We start from the raw sequence: 22,852 nt of genomic DNA, 5'->3' as shown, positions 1-22,852 counted from the left end.
GCGCCACGCCGGGGAAAAGTGCAAGTGCATCACCCTGCCCGGCCCGCGCGAAACGCCCGGATCTTGCGGTCAAGCAGCTCCAGCGAGCGTTGCGACAGTTCGTCATAGCGGGTGATCTGGTCTTCACGCAGCGTCGATTTCGCATCGCTGCGGTGCCCGACCAGAAACGGCAGTGCCACCACAACGCGCGTCGGCCGGTTTTCCAGCCAGCGGTCGATGGTGTTGGTATAGGGGTTGTCGTTTTCCGCGTTCCATTCCGCCAGATGCTGCATCACCGGACGGCGCAGGATGTTGAAGACCATGCTGACCGCGCGGTCGATATGGACGAAGGTGACGCCCTCGAACTCCTCGATCGCGAGGATCTTCGCCTCGGGGTGCAGATCGGCGATGAAGCCCGAAAACATCTCCCATTCGGTGCGCGCCAGATAGCGCTGCACGAGGTCCAGACGTTCTTCGAAATCCGCCGGGAACAGCACGTCATCTTCGCAGATGATGGCCAGCTCCTCACCCTCGGCGATCAGGCGGCGGCAGATCTGGCTGTGGCTGAAGGCCGCGCCGCGCCAGCCGGGCTGGCCGCGCAACCCGTCCCACAGCATGAAATCCGCCGCCGGCGCCTGCGACAGGAACTGCGTCCGGCGCGCCGAGGTTTCGGGCAGGGTCAGGCAGATGCGGCGCGTGACCTCGGCCTCAAGGGGCGCGGGCCAGTTGGGCTCGGCCTGGTTGAATTCGTCGAATGAGATCATGTCCTGCGCCAGCAGGAAGCGCCGGAAACCCGCGCGAAAGCGGTTGTCGGTGCGCGTCGCGAAAGAGGCGATGGTGCCCAGCCGCGCCTGCCGGTGCTCGGCATCGTCGAGCGCGCGACGGGTCAGCCGGATCAGCGCCTCGACATCGCCGACCGGGGCGAAATCCACGACATCCCGCAGCGCGCCATGATTGGCGGCGTCGGCCCCCACCTCGCTGACGACCATCGCGCCATGCGACAGGGCCTGATTGATGCGGGTCGTCTCAAGCAGCGCGCCGTCATAGAAATGGACGTTCACCACCACGGCGGTGTTGCGCAGCGCCGTCGACAGATCGGCCCCGAACAGGTTCGTCGCGATCTGCAATTCGGGGATGGCGGCTTTCAGCTGGGTCAGGATCTCTTTCCGCCGGGGCGAGAAGGCGTCGCCATAAAACAGCGCTCCCTTCCGCGCGGCGGATTTCTTGCCGCGCGCCACCGTCGGATCGGTGTCGATGGGCAGCCAGAACAGCCGCTCAAACGGCAGGCCCTTCTCTTGCAGAAAGCCCAGATTCTCGCACGAGTAATCCAGCACCGCCCGCGCCGCCTCAAGCTTTCCGACATAGTCCGGTGTGAACCAACGCTGGCTGACGCTTTGTTCCAGCTGAAAGGCGATGTAATTCGGCGGCAATCGCCGGAAGTTCTGGGGCGAGATCACCAGACAATGCGCGAATCCCGCTGCACCCGCGGCATCCTGCGCGATCTGCGCGCGGTAGCCATGCGTGCGCAGGATGTCGGCCATCATCTGCGCGATGCTTTCGGCATGCGGCGTGGTCAGGATCGCGACGGCGCGCGGGTCTCCGCTGGGGTCCGACAGCGCCAGCGGCGCGCGCCCCTGCGCCTTCAGCCTGCGCAGGATGCCCTGCGGCCCTTCCTTCAGCAGAATCGCCCCCGCCTTGGCGGCGCTGGAGCCCAGCCCCTTGCTGCGCGCCGCGCGCAGGAAGCTTTGCCCCGCGCGGCGGATCTGGTGGATGATGGGCAGGACGCTTCTCCTGTCTCAGGCCCGGGCGGGGACCGCGATCTGGGCCGGTTCCTCGCGGATCGGCAGGTGGATCAGGGCCGAGAACGCGCCGACACCCACGCCAACCCACCAGACCAGCGTGTAGTTGCCATAGATGTCATACATCTTGCCACCCAACCAGACACCCAGGAACGAGCCCAGCTGGTGGCTGAGGAAGACGAAGCCGTAAAGCGTGCCCATATAGCGCAGCCCGTACATATAGGCGACCAGCCCCGAGGTCAGCGGCACGGTGGCCAGCCACAGCGCACCCATGACCAGCGAAAAGACGATGACGCTGGTGGGCGTGATCGGCATCAGGATGAAGGCCGCCGAGGCCAGCGTCCGCAGGGTATAGATAATCGCCAGCAGGTATTTCTTGGTATAGCGATTGCCCAGCCAGCCCGCAAAGATCGACCCGCCGATATTCGCAAGCCCGATCAATGAGATGGCGATGGCCCCGAGCGCCGAGGTCGTGGTGATCCCCAGCGAGGCCAGCGGGCTTGAGGGCGCGATCGGGCCGCACATCTCGGCGATCATGGCGGGGAAATGCGCGGTGATGAAGGCCAGCTGATAGCCGCAGGAAAAGAAGCCCACAAAGATCATCAGATAGGACGGATCGCGGAAAGCGCGCTTCAGGACCGAGCCCATGCTCTCCTCAAGCTGCGCGCGCGAGGCGGGCTTGCCGTCGCCCAGCATCGGCAGGAAGGCAAGGCACAGCAGGATGATCCCGCCGAAAATGATGAAGACGGTAGGCCAAGTGTAATAGCTCAGCAGGATCTCGGCCAAGGGCGCGCCGAAGACTTGACCCGCCGATCCGGCGGCGGTGGCGATGCCAAGCGCAAGGCTGCGGTTCTTGTCGCTGCTGGCGCGTCCGACGATGGCAAGGATGACCCCGAAACCGGTGCCCGCGATGCCGAAACCGACCATGACTTCAAGCAGTTGCATGCTGGCGGGTGTGGTCGCGAAGGCGGTCAGCACCAGTCCCAGCGAATAGAGCATGGCGCCAATGATGATCGACCAGCGGTCGCCCCAGCGTTCGGCGAGCGCGCCGAAGATCGGCTGCCCGATCCCCCAGGCCAGGTTCTGGATGGCGATGGCCAACGAGAACTCGGCCCGCGGCCAGCCGAAATCCTCACCGATCGGGATCTGGAACACGCCGAAGCTGGCACGCAGCGCAAAGTTGATCAGCAGGATCAGCGATCCGCCGATCAGGACCGGGGTGAACAGGTTGGCTCGGGATGTCTGGCTGGTCATGCGCGCCTCATCGGATGATGCGCCATAACTGCGCCTCTCCCTTGGCGGGGTCAATGCCCCTCGGGCGCAGGGCCCAGCCGCCGCGCCGCGCTGCGCCCGGCGCATCGGCCCGAGCTTAGACAGCCGGTCAGCAGATAGCCTCCGGTCGGGGCCTCCCAATCCAGCATCTCGCCCGCCGCAAAGAAGCCGGGCAAGGCGCGCAACTCAAGCCCTTCGGTCAGCGCCTCGGCCATGATCCCTCCTGCGACCGAGATCGCACGCTCGATCCCCAGCGGTCCCTCATGCCGCAGCGGCAGAGCCTTGATGAGTCCGGCCATCTCGGCATGGGTCGCAGGCAAAGGCCCGCCCCATTCCCGCAGCAAAGCCACCTTCAGCGGATCGCCCAGAACCCGGCGCAGCCGATTGGCGCTTGATTGCCGCGCAGGCACGCGGGCCAGCCTCAAGGCAACCTCGCCTTCCGCCACATCGGGCATCAGATCGACAAAGGCAGGCGCGCCATCGCGCATCGGTGCCGACAGCTCATAAATCCCGCCGCCCTCGATGCCCTCCTGCGTCAGCACCCATTCGCCGCGCCCGACCACACCGCCCACATGGATCGCCGTCCCCTTGACCGGCTGCCCCTGAAAGCGCCGCATCGGCTCGCTCCAGCTGACCCGAAACCCCATGTTCGCGGGCTGAAAAGCAGCAATCTCAACCCCCTTCTCGCGCAGCCACGGCACCCAGGCCGCGTCCGAGCCGAGCCGCCCCCAGCTTGCCCCGCCCAATGCCAGAACCGTAACGCGCGGCCGCAAAACCCTCGCACCTTCAGGCGTCTCGAAAACCAGCCCGCCGCCCTGAAACCCCGCCCAACGCCAGCGCGTCCGCAACTCAACCCCGAACCCCCGCAACCGCGCCAGCCAGCCCCGCAACAGGGGCGAGGCCTTCATCCCCAGCGGAAACACCCGCCCGGTCGAGCCAGTAAACAGCTCAATTCCCAGCCCTCGCGCCCAGGCCATGACCTCCTCGGGCCCCATTTCTTTCATGCCCAAATATCCCGGGGTCCGGGGCAGAGCCCCGGAAAACCGCGCCATAAACGCCTCGCGCGCCTCGGATTTGGTCAGGTTCAACCCGGACTTCCCGGCCATCAGGAATTTGCGCGCAGGCGTGGGCATGGCCTCGGCCAGAATGACCCGATGTCCGGCCCGCGCCAGTTCTTCGGCGGCCATCAGCCCGGCGGGACCCGCGCCGATGACCAGCGCCTCGCATGGCTCGCCCAACAGGGACATTTTAACGATTGCCCCGGGGCATCATGGTCAGGCGAATCAGCACCCGCTCCATCAGCGCCATCGCCGGCGCGCGCGAGGATGAGCGCAGCGTCAGGTCGGTCTCGATCAGCTGGTGGATCGCATCTTCCAGCGCGCGCATGCCCCAGCCCTGCGCCTGCCGGATCATCCGGTCCCTCCGCGGCCCGAAGACCGGAGGCCGCACGCGCCCCATCCCAGCCGCCGCCCCGCCGGGATCAGCCGTCGCCGCGTGGAGCGTGCGAAAATGGCGAAGCGCTGCGATGCACAGCGTCACGGGCAGGATGCCCTGCCCCTCGATCCGGCGCATCAGCGCGCCGAATTCGCGCGCGCGCCCATCGGCCACGCAATCGATCAGCTCATCGACCTCGGCCTCGATGGTGGCGGGGGCCAGCGCCGCGATCTCGGCTGGCGCCAGCGGCGCGGGGTCGCCCAGCTTGTAAAGCGCGATCTTCTCGACCGTCTGGCGAAAATCGCCGGGGTCGAGCGCGCGCGACAGCGCCATCAGATCCTTCATCGCGTCCCGGGGCACATCGGTCAGGCCCGCATCCTTCAGCCAGCGACCAATCTCTTCCTCGCCGGGCGGATCGTCATAGATGGGGGCGGTGACGGCGGCCGGATGTGGCTCGAACAGCTTGCGCAGCGCCGAGGTCTTGCCAAGGCCACCCGCCGCCGCGACGATCACCGCATCGCCGATCTTCCATTCGCCAAGCGCTGCCGAAATCGCGGGGGCCGAGGCATCGGGCGCGTCATCGACCAGCACCACGCGCGGGCCGGGGAAAAACCCCACGGCTTTCACCGCGTCCAGCAGGGCGGCGGGGTCCTTGCGCAGATCGCTGCCGGGAATGCGGGTCAGGCGCATTTCCTCTTCCGCGCCGGGGCCGGTCAGGGCGGCGACCGCCTCGGCGCGCTTCAGCGCCACGCGCATGGCGTCCTGGCCATAGATCAGCAGGGCCGGGCGCGTCGGGTCGGGACGCGCCAGATACCGCGCGATCTCGGCCCCTTTCAGGATCACGGCAGGCTGTCCGGCGTGGTGGCCAGCAGCCGCGTCACCACCTGATCGGCCAGCATTTCGGCCAGCCGCTCATGCGCGTCCTGCTCGGCGGTCATGGTGGCAATCGAGGTGCCGGTCGCCGAATACGAGGTGAAGCTGCTGACCTGCCCGCGGGTGACCACGCGCGAGGTCGCGATCTCGGTCAGGGTAAAGCTGGCCGTGCCGTTCAGCGCATAGCGCGTCGTCACCTCATCCGAGGTGATCGCCTGCGGCACGACGGCCACGCGCAGATTATAGGCCAGATCATAGACCGGCGCGGTTGGCCGCCCGATCCGCTGCTCGATGAAGCCCGAGAAGAAATATTCGTCCGGATTGCGCGGATCGGCGGCGCGCACCTTGCCGAAAAGCTTCTGCCCCACCCCGCCCGGTCCATAGACCGGGGTGAAGCCGCAGGCCGCGACCGCGAGGGCCGACAGGATGAACGCGCGCCTAGACAACGACATTGACGATCCGCCCCGGCACCACGATCAGTTTCTTGGGTGCGGCCCCTTCCAGGAAGCGCAGAACGGTTTCATCGGCCATGACCATGGCCTCGATTTCATCCTTGGGCATGTCCTTCGGCACCGCGATCTCGGCCCGGCGCTTGCCGTTAATCTGGATCGGCAGCACCACCGCATCCGAGACCAGCAGCGCCGGATCGGCCTTGGGCCAGGGTTGATCGACGACCAGCCCCTGCCCGCCTGCCTTCGACCAAAGCTCTTCGGCCAGATGCGGCACCATCGGCGCCATCAACTGCGCCAGCGCCCGCAGCGCCGCGCGGCGATGTTCGCCCCCCGCGCCGGATTTGCCGATGGCATTGGCCAGCTCGTAAAGCTTGGCCACCGATTTGTTGAATGAGAAGCCCTCGATCGAGCGGGTGATCTCATCGATGGCGCGATGGGTCGCGCGCAGCAATTCGGGATCTTCGTCGCCCTCGGGGATGTCATCGGCCAGACGCCAGACGCGTGACAGGAAGCGATGCGCGGCCTCGGCACCCGAGGCGGTCCATTCGATGTCACGCTCGGGCGGGCTGTCGGACAGCATGAACCAGCGCGCGGTATCGGCCCCGAAATTCGAGACGATATTGACCGGATCGACCACGTTTTTCTTGGATTTCGACATCTTGGCCGAAGGGATGATCCGCACCGGAGTGCCGTCCTTCAGCTTGCCGTCCACCACATCCTCGGGAAGGTGATAGACGGGGCGGCCACGCTCATCCTCGGTCAGATAGATCTCATGCGTGACCATGCCCTGGGTGAACAGCGCGTCGAAGGGCTCTTTCGCGGTCTCGGGCAGGTGGCCGGTCTTGGCCATCGCGCGGGCAAAGAAGCGCGAATAGAGCAGGTGCAGAATCGCATGCTCGATGCCGCCGATATACTGGTCGACGTTCATCCAATAGTCGGCGTCGGTCCGGTCGGTCGGCGTCGCTGCATGGGGCGAGGTGAAGCGGGCGTAATACCAGGACGAATCGACAAAGGTGTCCATCGTGTCCGTTTCGCGCCGCGCAGGCTTGCCGCAATTCGGGCAGGCGACGTTGCGCCAAGTCGGGTGACGGTCCAGCGGATTGCCCGGCACGTCGAAGGTGACGTCCTGCGGCAGCAGCACCGGAAGGTTTTCCTTCTTCTCGGGGACCGTGCCGCAATCGGCGCAATGGACCACGGGAATCGGGCAGCCCCAATAGCGCTGGCGCGAAATGCCCCAGTCGCGCAGGCGGAATTTCGTCACGCCTTCGCCAAAGCCCGCCGCCTCGGCATGGGCGATGGCGGCGGCCACCGCATCCTCGCCCGTCTGGTCAGTCTGACCCGAGAAGCCACGCACGAAGGTCACGAGTTCGGTTTTCAGCGGCACATAGGGGGCGCCCGCGACCAGCGCGTCAGCCTCGGCCAGGGTCGCGCCTTTCGGGCCGAAGGTGGCGCGAATCGGCAGACCGTATTTGGTGGCGAATTCGTGGTCACGCTCATCATGCGCGGGCGAGCCGAAGATCGCGCCGGTGCCGTAATCCATCAGCACGAAATTCGCGATCCAGACCGGCAACTCGACCGAGGGGTCCAGCGGATGGCGGACGCGAACGCCGGTGTCGAAGCCGACTTTATCGGCCTTTTCAAGCTCTTCCTCGGAGGTGCCCAGCTTGCGGGCCTCACTCGCGAAGGCGGCGGCGGCGGGATTTGCCGCCTCGACGGCCTTGGCCAGCGGGTGATCCGCGGCAATCGCCACGAAGCTTGCGCCCAGCAGCGTGTCGGGGCGGGTGGTGTAGACCTCGATCTGGTCAAAGCCCTCGGGCGCGTTCACCGTCTGGAAGCGGAACTGCAACCCGCGCGAACGGCCGATCCAGTTCTGCTGCATCAGGCGAACCTTTTCGGGCCAGCCATTCAGCCCGTCCAGCGCCTCCAGCAGCTCTTCGGAATAGTCCGAGATTCTGAAGAACCACTGCGTCAGCTCGCGCCGCTCGACCGGCGCGTTCGAGCGCCAGCCCTTGCCGTCGATCACCTGCTCATTCGCCAGAACGGTCATGTCGACCGGGTCCCAGTTCACCACCGCATTCTTGCGATAGATTAGGCCCGCGCTGAGGAAATCCAGAAACAGCGACTGCTGCTGGGCGACATAATCGTCGTCGCAGGTCGCAAATTCGCGACTCCAGTCGATCGAGAGGCCCAGCGGGCGCAGCTGGTCCCGCATGGTGGCGATATTATTATAGGTCCATTCGCGGGGATGACCGCCCTGCTCCATCGCGGCGTTTTCGGCGGGCATGCCGAAAGCGTCCCAGCCCATCGGATGCAAGACCGAGAAGCCCTGCGCACGTTTGAAGCGCGCCACGACATCGCCCATCGTATAGTTGCGCACATGGCCCATGTGGATGCGCCCCGACGGATAGGGGAACATCTCAAGCACGTAATACTTCGGCCGCTCGTCCCGGATCGCGCGGAATGTCCCTGCGTCCTGCCAGGCCTGCTGCCAGTGCGGTTCGCTTTGCGAGGGATCATAGGACATGCGGGCCTCCGGGCGTCAAATCACCCGCAGGGTTTAGCGGTTGCCGCCTGACAGGTCCAGCGGGGGTTTAAAGCTTGCCGTCGCGAACGCGCATCTGGCGGGCGCGGGTCAGAATCGCATCCTCGACCGCGCGAACGGTGTCGGGCGCGACCGCGCTGCCACCTGCCCCCTGCAGCGAGACCTTCAGCGAGCGCGCATCCAGCGACGGGTCGCTGATCTTGATCGAGGCGCGATACGCGCGGCCACCGCCGGGCGGCGTGCCATAGCCGGTGACGATCATCCCGGTGAACGGGTCGACGGTCTGGACCGGCAGGAAGTTCAGCACCTCAAGGCTGGCGTTCCACAGATAGCGGTTCACGGCCACGGTGTCGTTGGGGTCGCTGCGGTTGCCGAACAGATCCCAAAGGGTCGATTCGCGTTTGGGCTGGGCTGCCGCCTGCTGGCGATTCCCGCCGCCGCCCGAGCCGAATCCCGATCCGGCCGACCCTGCAGAGCCCGCCGATCCCGACCCGCCACCGGAACAGGCGGCAAGCCCTGCGGATAGGAACAGGGCGGCTGTCAGCCTTGCGGCGCGTTTCGTCATCTGGTGGTCCCCCGGATCTTGGTTGCCCGACGCATAGCGCAATTTCCCATCATGGGACAAGTCTGGACACTCTTGTTATCGCACGCGCGCGTAAGGCTTGCGCCAGGGCTTGCCGAAGCGGGGGCCGTCCGGGAACCGGGCGTTGCACATGGGTGTGGCGCATGTGCATCACAGAAACCCAGAAACAGGTTAAGTCGAGGTGAATACATTGCAATGAGCCGTCGAAAGGGCGATCTCTCACCCATACCCCAGGCCGGCGCGCCGGGTGGGGCACACGAGAGAGACAAGAGGGAAAACCATGAAAAAGGTTCTTTTCGCCACCAGCGCCCTGGTTATGACTGCTGGCGTCGCCGCCGCAGAAGTCGCAGTTTCGGGCGACGGCCGTATGGGTATGGTCTATGATGGCAACGACGTTCAGTTCTCGAGCCGCGCCCGCGTCAAGTTCACCCTGACCGGTGAGTCGGATGCTGGCCTGTCGTTCGGCGCTGCTTTCCGCGTTGACCAGGAAAACTACAACGCCAACGCTTACCGTTCGGCCGCTCGCGGCACCGCAGGCGCTGTCTGGATTTCGGGCACCTACGGCAAACTGTCGATGGGCGACGTCGTTTCGGCTTCGGAAGCTGCAATCGGCGACCTGTATGAAATCGGCTACACCGAAGGTACCTTCGCTGGCGACGTCGAGGAAATCTCGTACCTGACCGGCGACGGTGAAAACCTCGACCAGGGCCCGAACATCCTGTACGAATACACCGTCAACAACATCTCGTTCTACGCTTCGGCTTCGGACGGTCAGGACACCTCGTGGTTCACCACCCCGGGTGCCGACGTTGATGACGCTCTGAACGCTTCCTCGGACGACGTGGCCTACTCGCTGGCCGCGAAATACGACGGCGGCAACTTCTGGGCCGCTCTGGGCTATGCCAAGCACGGCGACGCAAGCGAACTGTCGCTGGGTGCAGAAGCTCAGTTCAACCAGTTCTCGGTCAAAGGTATCTACGTCGACTACAGCGACCGCTTCAACGGTGCAGCTGAGTGGGAGTACACCGCTGGTCTGGCCGCTGCTTACCAGGCTGACGCTCTGACCGTGAAAGGCTTCTGGCGCCAGGACAAGTACGACCTGGGCGCAGGCGCTGGCAACGAGAAGTACGACTCGTTCGGCATCGGTGCTGACTACGACCTGGGCGGCGGCGCCGTTCTGGCCGGTGGCATCATCGACACCGACTACCTGGACGACACCGTTGCTGACCTCGGTGTGAAGTTCAAATTCTGATCCATCCGGATTTGAGTTGATCTAGAGAGAGCGGGCCTTGCGCCCGCTCTTTTCTTTTGGGACCAAGGGGTCATGGGACTCACCGATATCAAAACCCGCATCGCGGCCGCCGAAAGTGCTGCCGGACGTCAGCCCGGCGCGGTCAAGCTGATCGCTGTCAGCAAGGTTCAGCCCGCCGAGCGGGTCGAGGCCGTGCTGCAATCCGGCCAGACCATCTTTGGCGAGAATTACGTTCAGGAAGCGGCTGGCAAATGGCCCGAATGGCGGCAGCGGTTTCCGGGGATCGAGCTGCACATGATCGGCCCGTTGCAGACCAACAAGCTGAAGCTTGCACTTGATCTGTTCGACGCGATCCACACGCTCGACCGCCCGTCGCTGGCGCAAAAGCTGGCGCGTCACGTCCAGAAAACGGGGGCCTGTCCGCAGCTTTTCGTGCAGGTCAACACGGGGGAGGAGCCGCAGAAGGCCGGAATTTTGCCCACCGACGCCGACGCCTTCATCGCAGATTGTCAGGCGCTGGATCTGACAATCACGGGCCTGATGTGCATCCCGCCAGAAGATCAGGACCCGGCGCCGCATTTCCGTTCTCTGGCTGGAATCGCCGCGCGCAACGGTCTTGAGGGGCTGTCGATGGGCATGAGCTCGGATTTCGAGGCCGCCATTGCCGCCGGGGCCACCCATATCCGCGTCGGCAGCGCGATCTTTGGCGCGCGCGACTACGGCTAGCGTCCGATGCGCAGGCTGACGCGCCGCCATCAATCCGGCGAGACCAGATCAAGCGCGGTTTTCTCGGATTGCGGCGAATACCGCTTTGCGCTGACGCGCGAATGGGGGCAGGGGAAGCGGCTGGCCTTTGTCATGCTGAACCCCTCGACCGCCGATCATTTCCGCAACGATCCGACCGTCGCGCGCTGCGAGACGCGTGCCCGTGACATGGGGGCCGGGGCGTTCCGCGTCGTCAACCTGTTTGCCTTCCGCGCCACTGATCCCCGCGATCTGCGCCGCGCCGATCATCCGGTGGGCGAGGGTAATGACGCGACTTTGCGCGCGGCTGCCCGCTGGGCCGACATGACCATCTGCGCTTGGGGAACGCATGGCGATCATCGGGGCCGGGCCGAGGAGGTCGTGAATCTGCTGCGGCGGACCGGTCGGCCGCTCTACACGCTGGGGCTGACCAAGGGCGGCGCGCCACGTCATCCGCTTTATCTGCCGCGCGCGCAGCTCTGCGAACCCTGGCATTAACCATTCGTTAACATTCCTGCTGACTCTCCGGCGCGCCTCAGGCTAGTCAGAATACAGGCACTGGTTGTTTTCTGGGTTTGTCATGTTGTTTCTGAGCAGCTTGATCGGATTGCTGTTCGTCGGTCTGGCCGTCGACACGACCGCAATGACGCGAGTGCCCGATGCCGAGAAGGACGCCGATCCGCCGGAAGAGCCCGAGGAAGACGCGGGCATCACGCTGGAAGGCACCGACGGCCCCGACTGGCTGGAAGGGGCCAAGGGCGACGACGTTCTGACCGCGTTTGATGGCGATGACGAGCTGCATGGCGGTCTGGGCGACGATACTCTGGATGGTGGCGCAGGTGACGATTGGCTGTTTGGCGACGGCGGATACGGGCCCGGTGGCAACGATTCCCTCTCGGGCGGCCCAGGCAACGATCATCTTGCGGGGCAGGGCGGCAATGACACCATTCATAGCGGCCCGGGCGATGACACGATCTTCGGCGGAGAGGGCGACGATCTGTTGACCGGCGGGCCGGGGACGGACTGGATCTCGGGGAATGCGGGGAACGACACGCTATATGCAGGGTCTGGCGGGGGGGATCTGTCGGGCGACGACGGCGATGACGTGCTTCATGGGCACGACGGCCCCGGCACCATCTGGCTGCATGGTGGAGCGGGGAACGACACCCTGCATCCCGGCGGTGATGACTATGCCGAAGGCGGTGAGGGTGAGGACCTGCTGGTCCTGAACGACGCGCCGCGCGCTGTCCCGGTGCTGGGCGATTTCGACGCGCGCGAGGACCGGATCGAGATCCGGTATGACGCCCGCCCCGATGGCCCGACCCCCGAACTGCTGATTGAGCGTGACAGCGACGGCAGCGCCCTGATCCGGCTCGACGGAGCCATCATCGGCCGCGTCATGACCCCGCAAGGGCTGAGGGTCGAGGATATCCTGTTGACCGCCCGCCCGCAGGCCCGCTGACCAGAAAACCCTTTCCTTTTGCTGGGAAATTTCCTATACGCGCGCATCCGGCCGGGTGATTCCGCCGGGTATCTCCATGGGCCTGAGCTGGACGACATCCCGGCCTGCGCCATAACCCTTTGACTCTGAAAGGAGACCCCGATGTCGATTACTGTTGATGAAAAGAACCGCCTGATGGGCGAATACGCCACCAAAAAAGGCGACACCGGTTCGCCCGAGGTTCAGGTCGCGATTCTTTCGTCGCGCATCGCCACGCTGACCGAGCACTTCAAGACCCACAAGAAAGACAACCACTCGCGTCGTGGTCTTCTGAAAATGGTCGCGAAGCGCCGCAAGCTGTTGGACTATCTGAAAGGCAAGGATGAGGCTCGTTACACGACCCTGATCGGCCAACTGGGTCTGCGCCGCTAAGGCTTTCAGACGTCAGGACGATGCGCCCGTGGTGAAAGCTGCGGGCGTTATTCATTTCAGCGGTCGTTCATCCCCTTGCTCGCCATGATCTTCGGTCTGGCCCGGTCGATGCGGTCGTGCCGCGTCTGGGATTGCTTCGCCTGCGAGATATGCAGTACCCAACTGCGCCGCCGCCCCGGCGTCAGCGCATCGAACGCCGTGGCGAGTTCGGGATCGGCCGCCAGACGCTCGGTGAGTTCATCGGGATAGGCCAGATCGTCCTTCGGCAGGTCGATCTTGTCGTCGGCCTTCGTGATCGCATCCGCGATCAGCTGCTTCAGCGCAGGTTCAAGCGCCTTGATCTGATCGGTGCTGGTGAAATCGACGATGCGCGAGGTCCGCGAATTCTCGCTCTGCGCTCGCAGGACGGTGGCCGGATCGTCGAGCAGCACGCCCTTGAAAAACCCCAGCGTCGCCCGATCCTTGAACCCCCAGATGATCGCGACGTTATGGCCACCATGAGTATAGACGGGCGAGCGCCACTTCCATTCCTCGGTCAGGCCGGAGGCGACCAAGATCTCACGCAGGGCGAGCAGCTCGTCGCGCCATTGGGTGAGGTTTGCGAAGTGGGTGTCGAGGTCTTTGGTCACTATCGCTCCACAGAAAGTGCGCCCAGTGCATAGTGCATGCACTATAGCCCGACTATTCGTGTAAAATAAAGGTACATTGCTCGACGCAAGGAACCAGATTGGATCTTCTGTAAAAATCGAAAATGAAAGGAACTGAGTTGAGCAGAGATGATGAAATCAATTTTCTGTATGAGAAACACATCCAAGACTGAGAGGTGCCTGATTTTAAAGTGGCCCCTTCCGGATTGGAGGTTGCAGCTTCTTTCAAAACTGACGGGGATTGGAGAACATGCAGGATATGGGAGGGGTATTTTGACGCATCGGGGATTCTGCTGCGGGCAATTTTGAAAGAGTGCAATCGTGCTAATAGCTTAATTTTCCCGGCATTTTTCAATCTCTCGGCATGCTGTTGAAGTGGCTTTGAAGTGGCGCATCGCATATCTTGATCAGTCGATTCCGAAGCGTGTCGGGCACAATTTGGCTGTACTGGCAGAAGTACTGCAAAATGAGTTGGAAAGAATTTACCCGAAAGAAGACATCATGAATGATGCTGTAATAAGTAATATTAGAGAAATTAGTAGCGTTGATCCTCGCGCAATCAGTTTTCGCTATGCGGATGATCACAACGGCTGTTCTTTACATATTTCACCTGAAAGCTGGAGCGTTAGTAGGCTGTACTTTTCGAGCGATTCTCTTGCGCTTTGGTTTGATAGCTTGTCCGATATTATCGACCGTGTAAGAGATGGCACCTACTGATCCCCACCCCCTTCCCACTTCCCAAACCCCTTGTTTTCCTGTAAACGCGCCCAATCTGTGACGTGAGGCCCTTCCCCCGGGGCACATGCGAAGGATTGGGGGAAGGCGGCAATGGGGCCGCCATATGACACGGGCGGCCGGAGGGTCCGGCGCGCCCCTGAGGAACATAGATGTTTGATGAAGTGACCAAGTCGATCCAGTGGGGCCAGGAAACCCTCACGCTGCAAACGGGCAAAGTGGCCCGCCAGGCTGACGGATCGGTGATCGCCACGCTGGGCGAAACCAGCGTCATGGCGAACGTGACGTTCGCCAAGGAACCGAAGCCCGGCCAGGACTTCTTCCCGCTGACCGTTCACTACCAGGAAAAATACTACGCCGCCGGCAAGATCCCGGGCGGCTTCTTCAAGCGCGAGGCGCGCCCGTCCGAGAAAGAGACGCTGACCGCGCGTCTGATCGACCGTCCGTGCCGTCCGCTGTTCGCTGCGGGCTTCAAGAACGAAGTTCTGGTGATGTGCACCGTGCTGTCGCACGACCTCGTCAACGATCCCGATATCGTGGCGATGATCGCGGCTTCGGCGGCGCTGACCATCTCGGGCGTGCCCTTCATGGGTCCGATCGGCGCCGCGCGCGTCGGTTTCGTCGATGGTGAATATGTCCTGAACCCCGAAGTGGCGGACATGGACCACCTGCGCAACAACCCCGAGCAGCGGCTCGATCTGGTTGTCGCGGGCACCAAAGACGCCGTGATGATGGTGGAATCGGAAGCTTATGAGCTGACCGAGGAAGAAATGCTGGGCGCCGTGAAATTCGGCCATGAGCAGATGCAGCCGGTGATCGACCTGATCATCAACTTCGCCGAAGAAACCGCGAAAGAGCCCTTCGACTTCCAGTCGCCCGACTACTCGGCGCTGTATGGCAAGGTGCAATCGCTGGGCGAGGCGCAGATGCGTGCCGCTTACGCGATCCGCGACAAGGCCGAGCGTCATGACGCGATCGAAGCTGCGAAAGCCGCGATCAAAGTCGGTCTCTCGGAAGAAGATCTGGCCGATGCGAACCTGGGTTCGGCGCTGAAGAAGCTGGAATCGGGCATTTTGCGTGGCGACATCATCAATGGTGGCGCTCGTATCGACGGCCGCGACAACAAGACCGTCCGCGCCATCGACAGCGAAGTCGGCATCCTGCCGCGCACGCATGGTTCGTCGCTGTTCACCCGTGGTGAAACGCAGGCGCTGGTCGTGACCACGCTGGGCACCGGCGATGACGAGCAGATCATCGACGCGCTGCACGGCAACTCGCGCTCGAACTTCCTGCTGCACTATAACTTCCCGCCCTATTCGGTCGGTGAGGTTGGCCGCGTGGGCTCGCCGGGTCGTCGCGAAATCGGCCACGGCAAGCTGGCTTGGCGTGCGCTGCAGGCGGTTCTGCCGGCTGCGACCGACTTCCCCTACACCATCCGTGTGGTCTCCGAGATCACCGAATCGAACGGCTCGTCCTCGATGGCTTCGGTCTGCGGCGGCTCGCTGTCGATGATGGATGCGGGCGTTCCGCTGAAAGCTCCGGTCGCGGGCGTTGCGATGGGTCTGATCCTTGACGACAAGGACCACTGGGCCGTTCTGACCGACATCCTCGGCGACGAGGATCACCTCGGCGACATGGACTTCAAGGTTGCGGGCACCGCTAACGGCATCACCTCGCTGCAGATGGACATCAAGGTTCAGGGCATCACGCCCGAGATCATGGAGCAGGCCCTGGCGCAAGCCAAGGACGGTCGGATGCACATTCTGGGCGAGATGAACAAGGCGCTGTCGGCAGGCCGCAATGAGTTCAGCGCCCACGCCCCGCGCATCGAAACCATGACCATCCCGACCGACAAGATCCGTGAAGTGATCGGCTCGGGCGGCAAGGTCATCCGCGAGATCGTGGAAACCTCGGGCGCCAAAGTCGACATCAACGACGACGGCGTCATCAAGATCGCTTCGGCCAATGCCGATTCGATCAAGAAGGCTTACGACATGATCTATTCGATCGTGGCCGAGCCGGAGGAGGGCAAGGTCTATACCGGGAAAGTCGTGAAGCTGGTCGATTTCGGCGCTTTCGTGAACTTCTTCGGCAAGCGTGACGGTCTGGTTCACGTGTCGCAGATCGCCAACAAGCGCCTGCAGCACCCGAATGAGATCCTGAAAGAAGGCCAGGAAGTGAAAGTGAAACTTCTGGGCTTCGACGATCGCGGCAAGGTTCGCCTTGGCATGAAGATGGTCGATCAGGAGACCGGCGAAGAGATCGCCGTCGAGAAAAAAGAGGAAGAGAAGTCGGAGTAATCCGCTTTCTTTTCTAAGCTCCGGAACCGGCCCTTGCCATGCAGGGGCCGGTTTTTCATTACCTCTCGACACAATACCAACCGTCCGGTATGTAAAATCATGACAAGTGATGCGGTCCGCAAACGTAACCCCGAAGCCCTGCGAGAGCGGCTGTTGCAGGCGGCCGCCGCGATTGCGGTCGAGCAGGGGATTCAGGCGGTGACCATTCAGGCCGTGGCGCAGGCCGCTGGCGTGACGAAGGGCGGGCTGTTTCACCATTTCGCCAGCAAGGATGACCTGATTCAGGCGGTGATCGCGCATCAGCTGTCCGCCTTTGATGAGATCATCGACACCGCCCTGCTGACGGACAGCGACCGTGGCTGCTTCACCCGCGCCTATGTCGCCGCGATCTTTGCGCTCAGCGAGGCGACGGCCCCGGTCTCGATTACCTTGATGGCCGAGCAGGGGGCGGGTCAGCAATGGGGCGACTGGATCTCGGCCCGGTTGGAGCAGCACCGGCTGACGGACGCGGGCTCGGATCTGACGGTCGTGCGGCTGGCCGCGGATGGCGTCTGGCTGTGGGACCTGTGGAACGGCAAGCCGCTCGAGCTGGTCGGCGCGGAACGCCTGGCGCTTTTCAATCACCTGATCGACGCAACACGAAGGGAGACATCGCGATGAATGGCATGGTCATGACCTATGTCACCCTGGTGGTCGCGATTGTGGCCGAAGTCATCGGCACGACCTATCTGCAAAGGTCCGAGCAGTTCACCCGGCTGGTGCCGACGGCGCTGATGGCGCTGTTCTATCTGCTCGCCTTCTATTTCCTGTCCCATGCGCTGCGCTACCTGCCCATGGGCATCGCCTATGCCATCTGGAGCGGGCTGGGCATCGTGCTGATCTCGGCCGTGGGTTATTTCTTGCTGGGGCAGCGGCTGGATACGCCTGCGCTGCTGGGGCTGGGGCTGATCATCGCGGGCGTGGCGATCATCAACATTTTCTCGAAAAGCGTCGGGCATTAAGCACGATTGGGGTTTGCGCTTGCCTTGATGGCCGCGTCTGGCCATCGTCAGGCTTGGACATCTGACGAAATCCGGCATGAGATCAAATATTTACCATTCCGCCTGCAGGCTTTTGGCCTGTGCGGGCCTGCTGATCGCCTTGCAGCTTGCGCCTGCTGCGGCCGAGATCCGGCTGTTCAAGGATATTCCCGCCGGTGACACCTACAAACGCATGGCCGCGCGCGAAGGGTATTACGACTGCACCGAGAACGGCATTCAGGCGCTCTGCCTTCCCGATCAGACCTTTCAAGACAGTGCGGGAGAGGTTGCGGTTATCTTCGACAAGGGATTTTCGTCCCGCGTCGTGTTCGCGTCCGAGGGCCTGAACCTTTTCAACAATGCGGTGACGACATTCTCGGACGGCAGCTACGCTCTGGTCGGGATCGAGACCAAGGCCGGAATGTTTGATTTCGTCAGCATGCTGAAGGCCAATGGCTATGAAGCCGCCATCGCCCGGTTCACAGAAATCGAGCAAGTGGGCCTGACCGAAACCGAGCTGACCTATTATTTCTATGAGGCCGAGGCGGAAAAGCTGTCAGCCCATGCGAATATGCTGGAGTTCGGCAACAGCCTGCCCTCTGGCAAGCGCTTCATCACGCTGAGCGTCACCGAGGATGACGAGGGCACGATGTCCGTGGTCGTCTTTGACTTGAACCACCGCGACAGCGAGGCGCTGGCCAAGGTCATCCGCAGCACGCTGGCCGAGGATTTCTGAACGCACCGGAATGAAAACGGGCACCGATTGCACGGTGCCCGTGGGATCGATCTTACTTCGGGTCTTTGGCGAAGCGCAGGTAGGGCAGCTTCTTGTTCAGCGTGCCGTATTTCGCCTCGGCTGCCGCGTCGTCCAGTGCCAGCGCGACGATCACGTCCTGACCGGGGACCCAGTTTGCGGGGGTCGCCAGCGGCACGCCGTCGGTCTTTTGCACCGCGTCCAGCGCGCGCAGGATCTCGGCGAAGTTGCGGCCGACTGACATCGGATAGGTCATGGTCAGCCGGACCTTCTTGTCCGGGCCGATGATGAACACGGTCCGCACGGTGGCCGAATGCGCAGGCGTGCGGCCCTCAGTCGGCAGATAGAATTCGGCCGGAAGCATGTCATAGGCCTTCGCGACGTTCAGCTCGGTGTCGTCGATGATGGCGAAATTGGCGGGAACACCAGCAACTGATTCGATGTCATGCTTCCACTTGCCGTGGTCCTCGACGCTGTCGACCGAGACGCCCAGCACCTTGGTGTTGCGCTTCTCGAACTCGGGCACAAGCTGCGCCACAACGCCGAATTCCGTGGTGCAGACGGGCGTGAAGTCCCGGGGATGCGAAAAGATGATCGCATAATTGTCGCCGATCCAATCGTGGAACCGGATCTCACCTTCGGTGGAATTGGCGGTGAAATCGGGGGCGATATCGTTGATACGCAGGGACATGCCGCGTCCTTTCAGTTGCTGTCGCCAAGAAGATAGTGCAGCAATTCGGATTTGCCAACTCGATTTGATCTATCGTTATTTGGGTGATTAGTGCTGCTCTTGAATGGCAGGGCCTGCGATGTCAGGTTATGGCCACAAATGGGTTTGGAGGCCTGCGATGACCGAACTGGCAGATAAGCGTAAATTCTACATCAATGGTAAATGGGTGGACCCGAAGAAGCCGAACGATTTCGACGTGATCGACCCCTCGACCGAGGAAGTGATTGCGGTGATCTCGATTGGCGATCAGGCCGATACCGATGCGGCGGTTGCTGCTGCCAAGGCCGCCTTCCCGGCCTGGGCCGCGACCCCGCCGGAAGAGCGGCTGAAACATGTCGAGAAAATCCTTGAGGTCTATCAGCGCCGCGCACCGGATATGGCGAAGGCCATCTCCAGCGAAATGGGCGCGCCTTCGGATATGGCGCTGTCGGATCAGACCGGCGTTGGTGCCAGCCATATCAAGACCTTCATCGACAACTTCCGCGATTTCGAATTTGTTCGGCCGCTGGGCCCGCACGCCCCGACCACGATGATCTCGTGGGAGCCGGTGGGTGTCGTCGGCCTGATCACGCCCTGGAACTGGCCGATGAACCAGGTGACGCTGAAGGTGATCCCGGCGCTGCTGGCCGGTGATACGGTCGTGCTGAAACCGTCCGAGATCGCGCCGCTGTCCTCGATCGTCTGGACCGAGATCATCGACGAAGCCGGTCTGCCCGCAGGCGTCTACAACATGGTGAACGGCGATGGTGTGGGCGTCGGCACGCAGCTTTCCGTGCATCCCGATGTCGACATGATCAGCTTCACCGGATCGACCCGGGCGGGCATTGCGATCACCAAGGCAGCGGCCGACACGGTCAAGAAGGTCGTGCTGGAGCTGGGCGGCAAGGGCGCGAACCTTGTCTTCGCCGATGCCGATCCGAAAGCGGTCGAGCGTGGCACGCGCCACGTCTTCCACAACACGGGCCAGTCCTGCAACGCCCCGACCCGGATGCTGGTCGAACGCTCGTTCTATGATCAGGCGGTCGAGACCGCCAAGCGCGTCGCGGAATCGACTCAGGTCGGTCTTGCCGAGCAGTCGGGCCGTCACATCGGTCCGGTGGTCAGCAAGCTGCAGTGGGACAAGATCCAGGAGCTGATCCAGAAGGGCATCGACGAGGGCGCGCGTCTGGTCGCAGGCGGCACCGGCCTGCCCGAGGGCGTCAATCGCGGCTATTTCGTCCGCCCGACCGTCTTTGCCGATGTGAACAATGACATGACCATCGCCAAGCAGGAAATCTTTGGCCCGGTCCTGTCGATCATCCCCTTCGATAGCGAGGAAGAGGCCGTCGAGATCGCCAATGACACGATCTATGGCCTGACCAACTATGTCCAGACGCAGGACGGCGCGCGTCGCAACCGTCTGGCCCGCCAGCTGCGCGCAGGCATGGTCGAGATGAACGGCGAAGGCCGTGGCCGTGGCGCGGCATTCGGGGGCGTCAAGGCCTCGGGTCGTGCGCGCGAAGGCGGCATCATGGGCATCGAAGAGTTCATGGACAGCAAGGCGATCAGCGGCTGGTCCGTCGACAGCTGATCCACTGCCGAAAAGCCTCAGGCCGCCGGAGAAATTCGGCGGCTTTTTCATGCGCGCCTTCACAACCGGCAGGAGAGGCGTCAGGCTGATTCCCGGATCGGTGGCCAGACGGTGACGGGTTCCGCAAACTCACAAGAGGTGGCCCATGCGGATCGTATCAGTCGGGGAATGCATGGTCGAACTGTCGCGTGCCAGCGAAGGGCTGTGGCGCGAGGCGTTTGCCGGGGACACGTTCAACACCGCCTGGTATCTGCGCGCCAGCCTGCCCAAGGGCCAGATCGACTATCTGACCTGTCTGGGCCGCGACCCGGTGTCCGAGGATATGCTGCGCTTCATGCAGGGCGCGGGCATCGGCACTAAGGCCATCACCCGCCATCCGACCCGCGTGCCGGGGCTTTACATGATCAACCTGCAGAACGGCGAACGCAGCTTCACCTATTGGCGCGAGCGGTCCGCCGCACGCGCCTTGGCCGCCGACCCCGAGCATCTGGAGGCCAGCTTTGCTGAGGCGGATCTGATCTATTTCTCGGGCATTACGCTCGCGATCCTGACGCCGAACCGCCGCGCCGTGTTGCTGGAGGCGCTGGCGAATGCGCCCGGCCTGGTGGCCTTCGATTCGAACATGCGCCCGCGGCTCTGGTCCTCGCAGGCCGAGATGTGCGAATGGATCCAGCGCGGCGCGGCGGTGGCCGATATCGCGCTGCCCAGCTTCGATGACGAGGCGCAGTATTTCGACGACGCCTCGGTCCAGGACACCGCGCGGCGCTATCACGAGGCGGGCGTGGCCGAGGTGCTGGTGAAGAACGGCGGCGAGGCGATGCTGGCGCTGGACGCGAAGGGGGATGAGCAGGAGCTGACCTTCGGCGCGCGCCTTCAGCCCGTCGATACGACCGGCGCCGGGGACAGTTTCAACGGCGCCTATCTGGCCGCGCGGATGCAGGGGCTGGACGTGCCCGAGGCTGCGCAGGCGGGGCATCGCATGGCCTCTCGCGTCATCATGCATCAGGGCGCGCTGATCCCGCTTCAGCAGCTCTGACCGGCGCGGATTTCCCCGACATTCCGGCCTTTCGACGCCTGCCAAACTGCGTCCAAAAATCTGTGTATACATTGTGAAGCGGCCTTCGGATCTGGCCTGATTTAGCTATTGCGAACAAAACACTTGATCCAACAGTCCAATTTTGCCAGCCTTGCATGTAATGGATACCTTTGGGAGGAGGGAATGCATGGCCTCGGTGACCATCCGGGACGTCCGGAAATCCTACGGCGCGGTCGAGGTCATGCACGGCGTTTCGGTCGACATCGACGAGGGGGAGTTCGTCGTTCTGGTTGGACCGTCGGGCTGTGGCAAGTCGACGCTTCTGCGGATGCTGGCGGGGCTTGAGCACATCACCGCAGGGCAGATCCTGATCGGCGACAAGGTGGTCAACGACCTGCCGCCCAAGGAACGCGACATTGCGATGGTGTTCCAGAACTACGCGCTTTACCCGCATCTGACCGTGGCCGAGAACATGGGCTTCTCGCTGAAGCTCAAGGGCGTCTCGCGTCACGAGATCGAGCAGAAGGTGACCCCGGCGGCGGAGATTCTGGGGCTGGCGCATCTGCTGGACCGCTATCCGCGCCAGCTGTCGGGCGGCCAGCGCCAGCGCGTCGCCATGGGCCGGGCCATCGTGCGTGACCCGCAGGTGTTCCTGTTCGACGAGCCGCTGTCGAACCTTGACGCCAAGCTGCGCGTCACCATGCGGACCGAGATCAAGAACCTGCACCACCGGCTGCAGACGACGACCGTCTATGTCACCCATGACCAGATCGAGGCGATGACCATGGCCGACAAGATCGTCGTGATGCATGACGGTCGGGTCGAGCAGATCGGCGCTCCGCTGGAGCTTTACGACCGCCCGGCCAACCTGTTCGTCGCAGGCTTCATCGGCAGCCCGGCGATGAACATGATCGCGGGCCGGATCGAGGGCGGTGCCTTCGTCAGCGAGGGCGGGCAGCGCCTGCCGCTACCGCCGGGCGCGCATGCAGGTTCGGGCAAGCTGATCTATGGTGCCCGCCCCGAGGCGATCACGCTGGGCGGCGACATTCCCCTGACCATCCTCGTGACCGAGCCCACGGGCGCGGAAACCCATGTCGTGGGCCAGCTGGGCGGCACGCAGGTCACCTGCGTCTTCCGCGAACGTCTGACCGCCGGGCCCGGCGAAATCGTCAATGTCGCCATCGACGCGGCGGCTGTGCATCTTTTCGACGCCGAAAGCGGCGTGCGTCTGTCGAACTGACCCCGCACCTCAATGCGG

General features: G+C 63.4%; 22 protein-coding genes. 13 read left to right on the top strand and 9 right to left on the bottom strand.

All coding sequences use genetic code 11. The features are described 5' to 3' along the window. Window positions 1-29: 29 nt before the first annotated feature. From IQ24_RS12320 to IQ24_RS12290, 7 genes are all read right to left on the bottom strand, one after another. Window positions 30-1,523 carry a glycosyltransferase family 25 protein gene (locus tag IQ24_RS12320; RefSeq protein WP_145398268.1) on the bottom strand — a complete coding sequence of 498 codons (1,494 nt, stop codon included), beginning with the start codon at window positions 1,521-1,523 and terminating at the stop codon, window positions 30-32. Window positions 1,524-1,775: 252 nt separating this feature from the next. After that, complete coding sequence (locus IQ24_RS12315) at window positions 1,776-3,032, bottom strand: MFS transporter (RefSeq protein WP_145398267.1); 1,257 nt, start codon at window positions 3,030-3,032, stop codon at window positions 1,776-1,778. Window positions 3,033-3,082: 50 nt separating this feature from the next. After that, a complete protein-coding gene (locus IQ24_RS12310; RefSeq protein ID WP_145398266.1) occupies window positions 3,083-4,297 on the bottom strand; it encodes a BaiN/RdsA family NAD(P)/FAD-dependent oxidoreductase in 1,215 nt (404 codons plus the stop codon). Between the two features lies 1 nt (window position 4,298). Next, the gene (holA, locus tag IQ24_RS12305; protein ID WP_145398265.1) at window positions 4,299-5,327 is read right to left on the bottom strand and encodes a DNA polymerase III subunit delta; all 1,029 of its coding nucleotides are present in this window, start codon (window positions 5,325-5,327) and stop codon (window positions 4,299-4,301) included. Further along, complete coding sequence (lptE, locus tag IQ24_RS12300) at window positions 5,324-5,809, bottom strand: LPS assembly lipoprotein LptE (protein WP_145398264.1); 486 nt, start codon at window positions 5,807-5,809, stop codon at window positions 5,324-5,326. The genes holA and lptE overlap by 4 nt, the downstream gene beginning before the upstream one ends. Continuing rightward, window positions 5,796-8,333, bottom strand: coding sequence for a leucine--tRNA ligase (leuS, locus tag IQ24_RS12295; RefSeq protein WP_145398263.1), 2,538 nt, complete (start codon window positions 8,331-8,333; stop codon window positions 5,796-5,798). The genes lptE and leuS overlap by 14 nt, the downstream gene beginning before the upstream one ends. Before the next feature lie 67 nt (window positions 8,334-8,400). Next, window positions 8,401-8,916: a DUF3576 domain-containing protein gene (locus IQ24_RS12290; protein ID WP_145398262.1), complete on the bottom strand. Its 516-nt coding sequence runs from the start codon at window positions 8,914-8,916 to the stop codon at window positions 8,401-8,403. 298 nt (window positions 8,917-9,214) lie between these two features. On the opposite strand from IQ24_RS12290, the gene IQ24_RS12285 reads away from it, so the two are divergent. The 5 genes from IQ24_RS12285 (at window position 9,215) to rpsO (ending at window position 12,803) form a co-directional block, all read left to right on the top strand. After that, window positions 9,215-10,186, top strand: a complete 972-nt coding sequence (locus IQ24_RS12285) for a porin (RefSeq protein WP_145398261.1) — start codon at window positions 9,215-9,217, stop codon at window positions 10,184-10,186. Between the two features lie 72 nt (window positions 10,187-10,258). Beyond that, a complete protein-coding gene (locus tag IQ24_RS12280; RefSeq protein ID WP_145398260.1) occupies window positions 10,259-10,912 on the top strand; it encodes a YggS family pyridoxal phosphate-dependent enzyme in 654 nt (217 codons plus the stop codon). A gap of 6 nt (window positions 10,913-10,918) precedes the next feature. Then, window positions 10,919-11,428: a DUF1643 domain-containing protein gene (locus tag IQ24_RS12275; RefSeq protein WP_145398259.1), complete on the top strand. Its 510-nt coding sequence runs from the start codon at window positions 10,919-10,921 to the stop codon at window positions 11,426-11,428. An 82-nt stretch (window positions 11,429-11,510) separates the two neighbouring features. Beyond that, complete coding sequence (locus IQ24_RS12270) at window positions 11,511-12,392, top strand: calcium-binding protein (protein ID WP_242008132.1); 882 nt, start codon at window positions 11,511-11,513, stop codon at window positions 12,390-12,392. Between the two features lie 141 nt (window positions 12,393-12,533). Then, window positions 12,534-12,803 carry a 30S ribosomal protein S15 gene (gene rpsO / locus IQ24_RS12265; protein WP_145398258.1) on the top strand — a complete coding sequence of 90 codons (270 nt, stop codon included), beginning with the start codon at window positions 12,534-12,536 and terminating at the stop codon, window positions 12,801-12,803. Between the two features lie 56 nt (window positions 12,804-12,859). On the opposite strand, the gene IQ24_RS12260 is transcribed toward rpsO, so the two are convergent. After that, window positions 12,860-13,432, bottom strand: a complete 573-nt coding sequence (locus tag IQ24_RS12260; protein ID WP_145398257.1) for a YdeI/OmpD-associated family protein — start codon at window positions 13,430-13,432, stop codon at window positions 12,860-12,862. 393 nt (window positions 13,433-13,825) lie between these two features. On the opposite strand from IQ24_RS12260, the gene IQ24_RS12255 reads away from it, so the two are divergent. The 5 genes from IQ24_RS12255 to IQ24_RS12235 all read left to right on the top strand — a co-directional run bounded on the left by IQ24_RS12255 (window position 13,826) and on the right by IQ24_RS12235 (window position 18,240). Further along, window positions 13,826-14,167, top strand: a complete 342-nt coding sequence (locus IQ24_RS12255) for a hypothetical protein (protein ID WP_145398256.1) — start codon at window positions 13,826-13,828, stop codon at window positions 14,165-14,167. Between the two features lie 170 nt (window positions 14,168-14,337). Beyond that, window positions 14,338-16,485 carry a polyribonucleotide nucleotidyltransferase gene (gene pnp / locus IQ24_RS12250; RefSeq protein WP_145398255.1) on the top strand — a complete coding sequence of 716 codons (2,148 nt, stop codon included), beginning with the start codon at window positions 14,338-14,340 and terminating at the stop codon, window positions 16,483-16,485. A gap of 99 nt (window positions 16,486-16,584) precedes the next feature. Then, window positions 16,585-17,145, top strand: a complete 561-nt coding sequence (locus tag IQ24_RS12245) for a TetR/AcrR family transcriptional regulator (RefSeq protein ID WP_145398254.1) — start codon at window positions 16,585-16,587, stop codon at window positions 17,143-17,145. Window positions 17,146-17,156: 11 nt separating this feature from the next. Further along, window positions 17,157-17,486, top strand: a complete 330-nt coding sequence (locus IQ24_RS12240; RefSeq protein WP_199756557.1) for a DMT family transporter — start codon at window positions 17,157-17,159, stop codon at window positions 17,484-17,486. Window positions 17,487-17,562: 76 nt separating this feature from the next. After that, the gene (locus IQ24_RS12235) at window positions 17,563-18,240 is read left to right on the top strand and encodes a hypothetical protein (RefSeq protein ID WP_145398252.1); all 678 of its coding nucleotides are present in this window, start codon (window positions 17,563-17,565) and stop codon (window positions 18,238-18,240) included. Between the two features lie 52 nt (window positions 18,241-18,292). On the opposite strand, the gene IQ24_RS12230 is transcribed toward IQ24_RS12235, so the two are convergent. After that, on the bottom strand, window positions 18,293-18,949 hold the full coding sequence (locus IQ24_RS12230) for a peroxiredoxin (protein ID WP_145398251.1): 657 nt from the start codon (window positions 18,947-18,949) through the stop codon (window positions 18,293-18,295). 166 nt (window positions 18,950-19,115) lie between these two features. On the opposite strand from IQ24_RS12230, the gene IQ24_RS12225 reads away from it, so the two are divergent. The 3 genes from IQ24_RS12225 to IQ24_RS12215 all read left to right on the top strand — a co-directional run bounded on the left by IQ24_RS12225 (window position 19,116) and on the right by IQ24_RS12215 (window position 22,834). Beyond that, window positions 19,116-20,558, top strand: coding sequence for an aldehyde dehydrogenase family protein (locus IQ24_RS12225; RefSeq protein ID WP_199756567.1), 1,443 nt, complete (start codon window positions 19,116-19,118; stop codon window positions 20,556-20,558). 145 nt (window positions 20,559-20,703) lie between these two features. Then, window positions 20,704-21,594 (top strand): sugar kinase, encoded by an 891-nt coding sequence (locus IQ24_RS12220; protein WP_145398249.1) that lies wholly within the window; start codon window positions 20,704-20,706, stop codon window positions 21,592-21,594. 187 nt (window positions 21,595-21,781) lie between these two features. After that, the gene (locus IQ24_RS12215) at window positions 21,782-22,834 is read left to right on the top strand and encodes an ABC transporter ATP-binding protein (protein ID WP_145398248.1); all 1,053 of its coding nucleotides are present in this window, start codon (window positions 21,782-21,784) and stop codon (window positions 22,832-22,834) included. Window positions 22,835-22,852: the final 18 nt, after the last annotated feature.

Origin of the sequence: Paracoccus sulfuroxidans (genome assembly GCF_007830335.1) — a bacterium.
Classification (GTDB): Bacteria; Pseudomonadota; Alphaproteobacteria; order Rhodobacterales; family Rhodobacteraceae; genus Paracoccus; species Paracoccus sulfuroxidans.
This window is presented reverse-complemented; position numbering and strand designations above follow the sequence as displayed.

Bases quoted from the DNA above. Each gene is read 5' to 3' on its own strand.
- IQ24_RS12245 (WP_145398254.1), top strand. From the start codon at position 16,585: ATGACAAGTGATGCGGTCCGCAAACGTAACCCCGAAGCCCTGCGAGAG.
- IQ24_RS12285 (WP_145398261.1), top strand. From the start codon at position 9,215: ATGAAAAAGGTTCTTTTCGCCACCAGCGCCCTGGTTATGACTGCTGGC.
- IQ24_RS12220 (WP_145398249.1), top strand. From the start codon at position 20,704: ATGCGGATCGTATCAGTCGGGGAATGCATGGTCGAACTGTCGCGTGCC.
- IQ24_RS12240 (WP_199756557.1), top strand. From the start codon at position 17,157: ATGACCTATGTCACCCTGGTGGTCGCGATTGTGGCCGAAGTCATCGGC.
- IQ24_RS12235 (WP_145398252.1), top strand. From the start codon at position 17,563: ATGAGATCAAATATTTACCATTCCGCCTGCAGGCTTTTGGCCTGTGCG.
- IQ24_RS12215 (WP_145398248.1), top strand. From the start codon at position 21,782: ATGGCCTCGGTGACCATCCGGGACGTCCGGAAATCCTACGGCGCGGTC.
- IQ24_RS12270 (WP_242008132.1), top strand. From the start codon at position 11,511: ATGTTGTTTCTGAGCAGCTTGATCGGATTGCTGTTCGTCGGTCTGGCC.
- IQ24_RS12320 (WP_145398268.1), bottom strand. From the start codon at position 1,523: ATGATGGCCGACATCCTGCGCACGCATGGCTACCGCGCGCAGATCGCG.
- IQ24_RS12275 (WP_145398259.1), top strand. From the start codon at position 10,919: ATGCGCAGGCTGACGCGCCGCCATCAATCCGGCGAGACCAGATCAAGC.
- IQ24_RS12290 (WP_145398262.1), bottom strand. From the start codon at position 8,916: ATGACGAAACGCGCCGCAAGGCTGACAGCCGCCCTGTTCCTATCCGCA.
- IQ24_RS12280 (WP_145398260.1), top strand. From the start codon at position 10,259: ATGGGACTCACCGATATCAAAACCCGCATCGCGGCCGCCGAAAGTGCT.
- leuS (WP_145398263.1), bottom strand. From the start codon at position 8,333: ATGTCCTATGATCCCTCGCAAAGCGAACCGCACTGGCAGCAGGCCTGG.
- IQ24_RS12310 (WP_145398266.1), bottom strand. From the start codon at position 4,297: ATGTCCCTGTTGGGCGAGCCATGCGAGGCGCTGGTCATCGGCGCGGGT.
- IQ24_RS12315 (WP_145398267.1), bottom strand. From the start codon at position 3,032: ATGACCAGCCAGACATCCCGAGCCAACCTGTTCACCCCGGTCCTGATC.
- lptE (WP_145398264.1), bottom strand. From the start codon at position 5,809: ATGTCGTTGTCTAGGCGCGCGTTCATCCTGTCGGCCCTCGCGGTCGCG.
- pnp (WP_145398255.1), top strand. From the start codon at position 14,338: ATGTTTGATGAAGTGACCAAGTCGATCCAGTGGGGCCAGGAAACCCTC.
- IQ24_RS12230 (WP_145398251.1), bottom strand. From the start codon at position 18,949: ATGTCCCTGCGTATCAACGATATCGCCCCCGATTTCACCGCCAATTCC.
- rpsO (WP_145398258.1), top strand. From the start codon at position 12,534: ATGTCGATTACTGTTGATGAAAAGAACCGCCTGATGGGCGAATACGCC.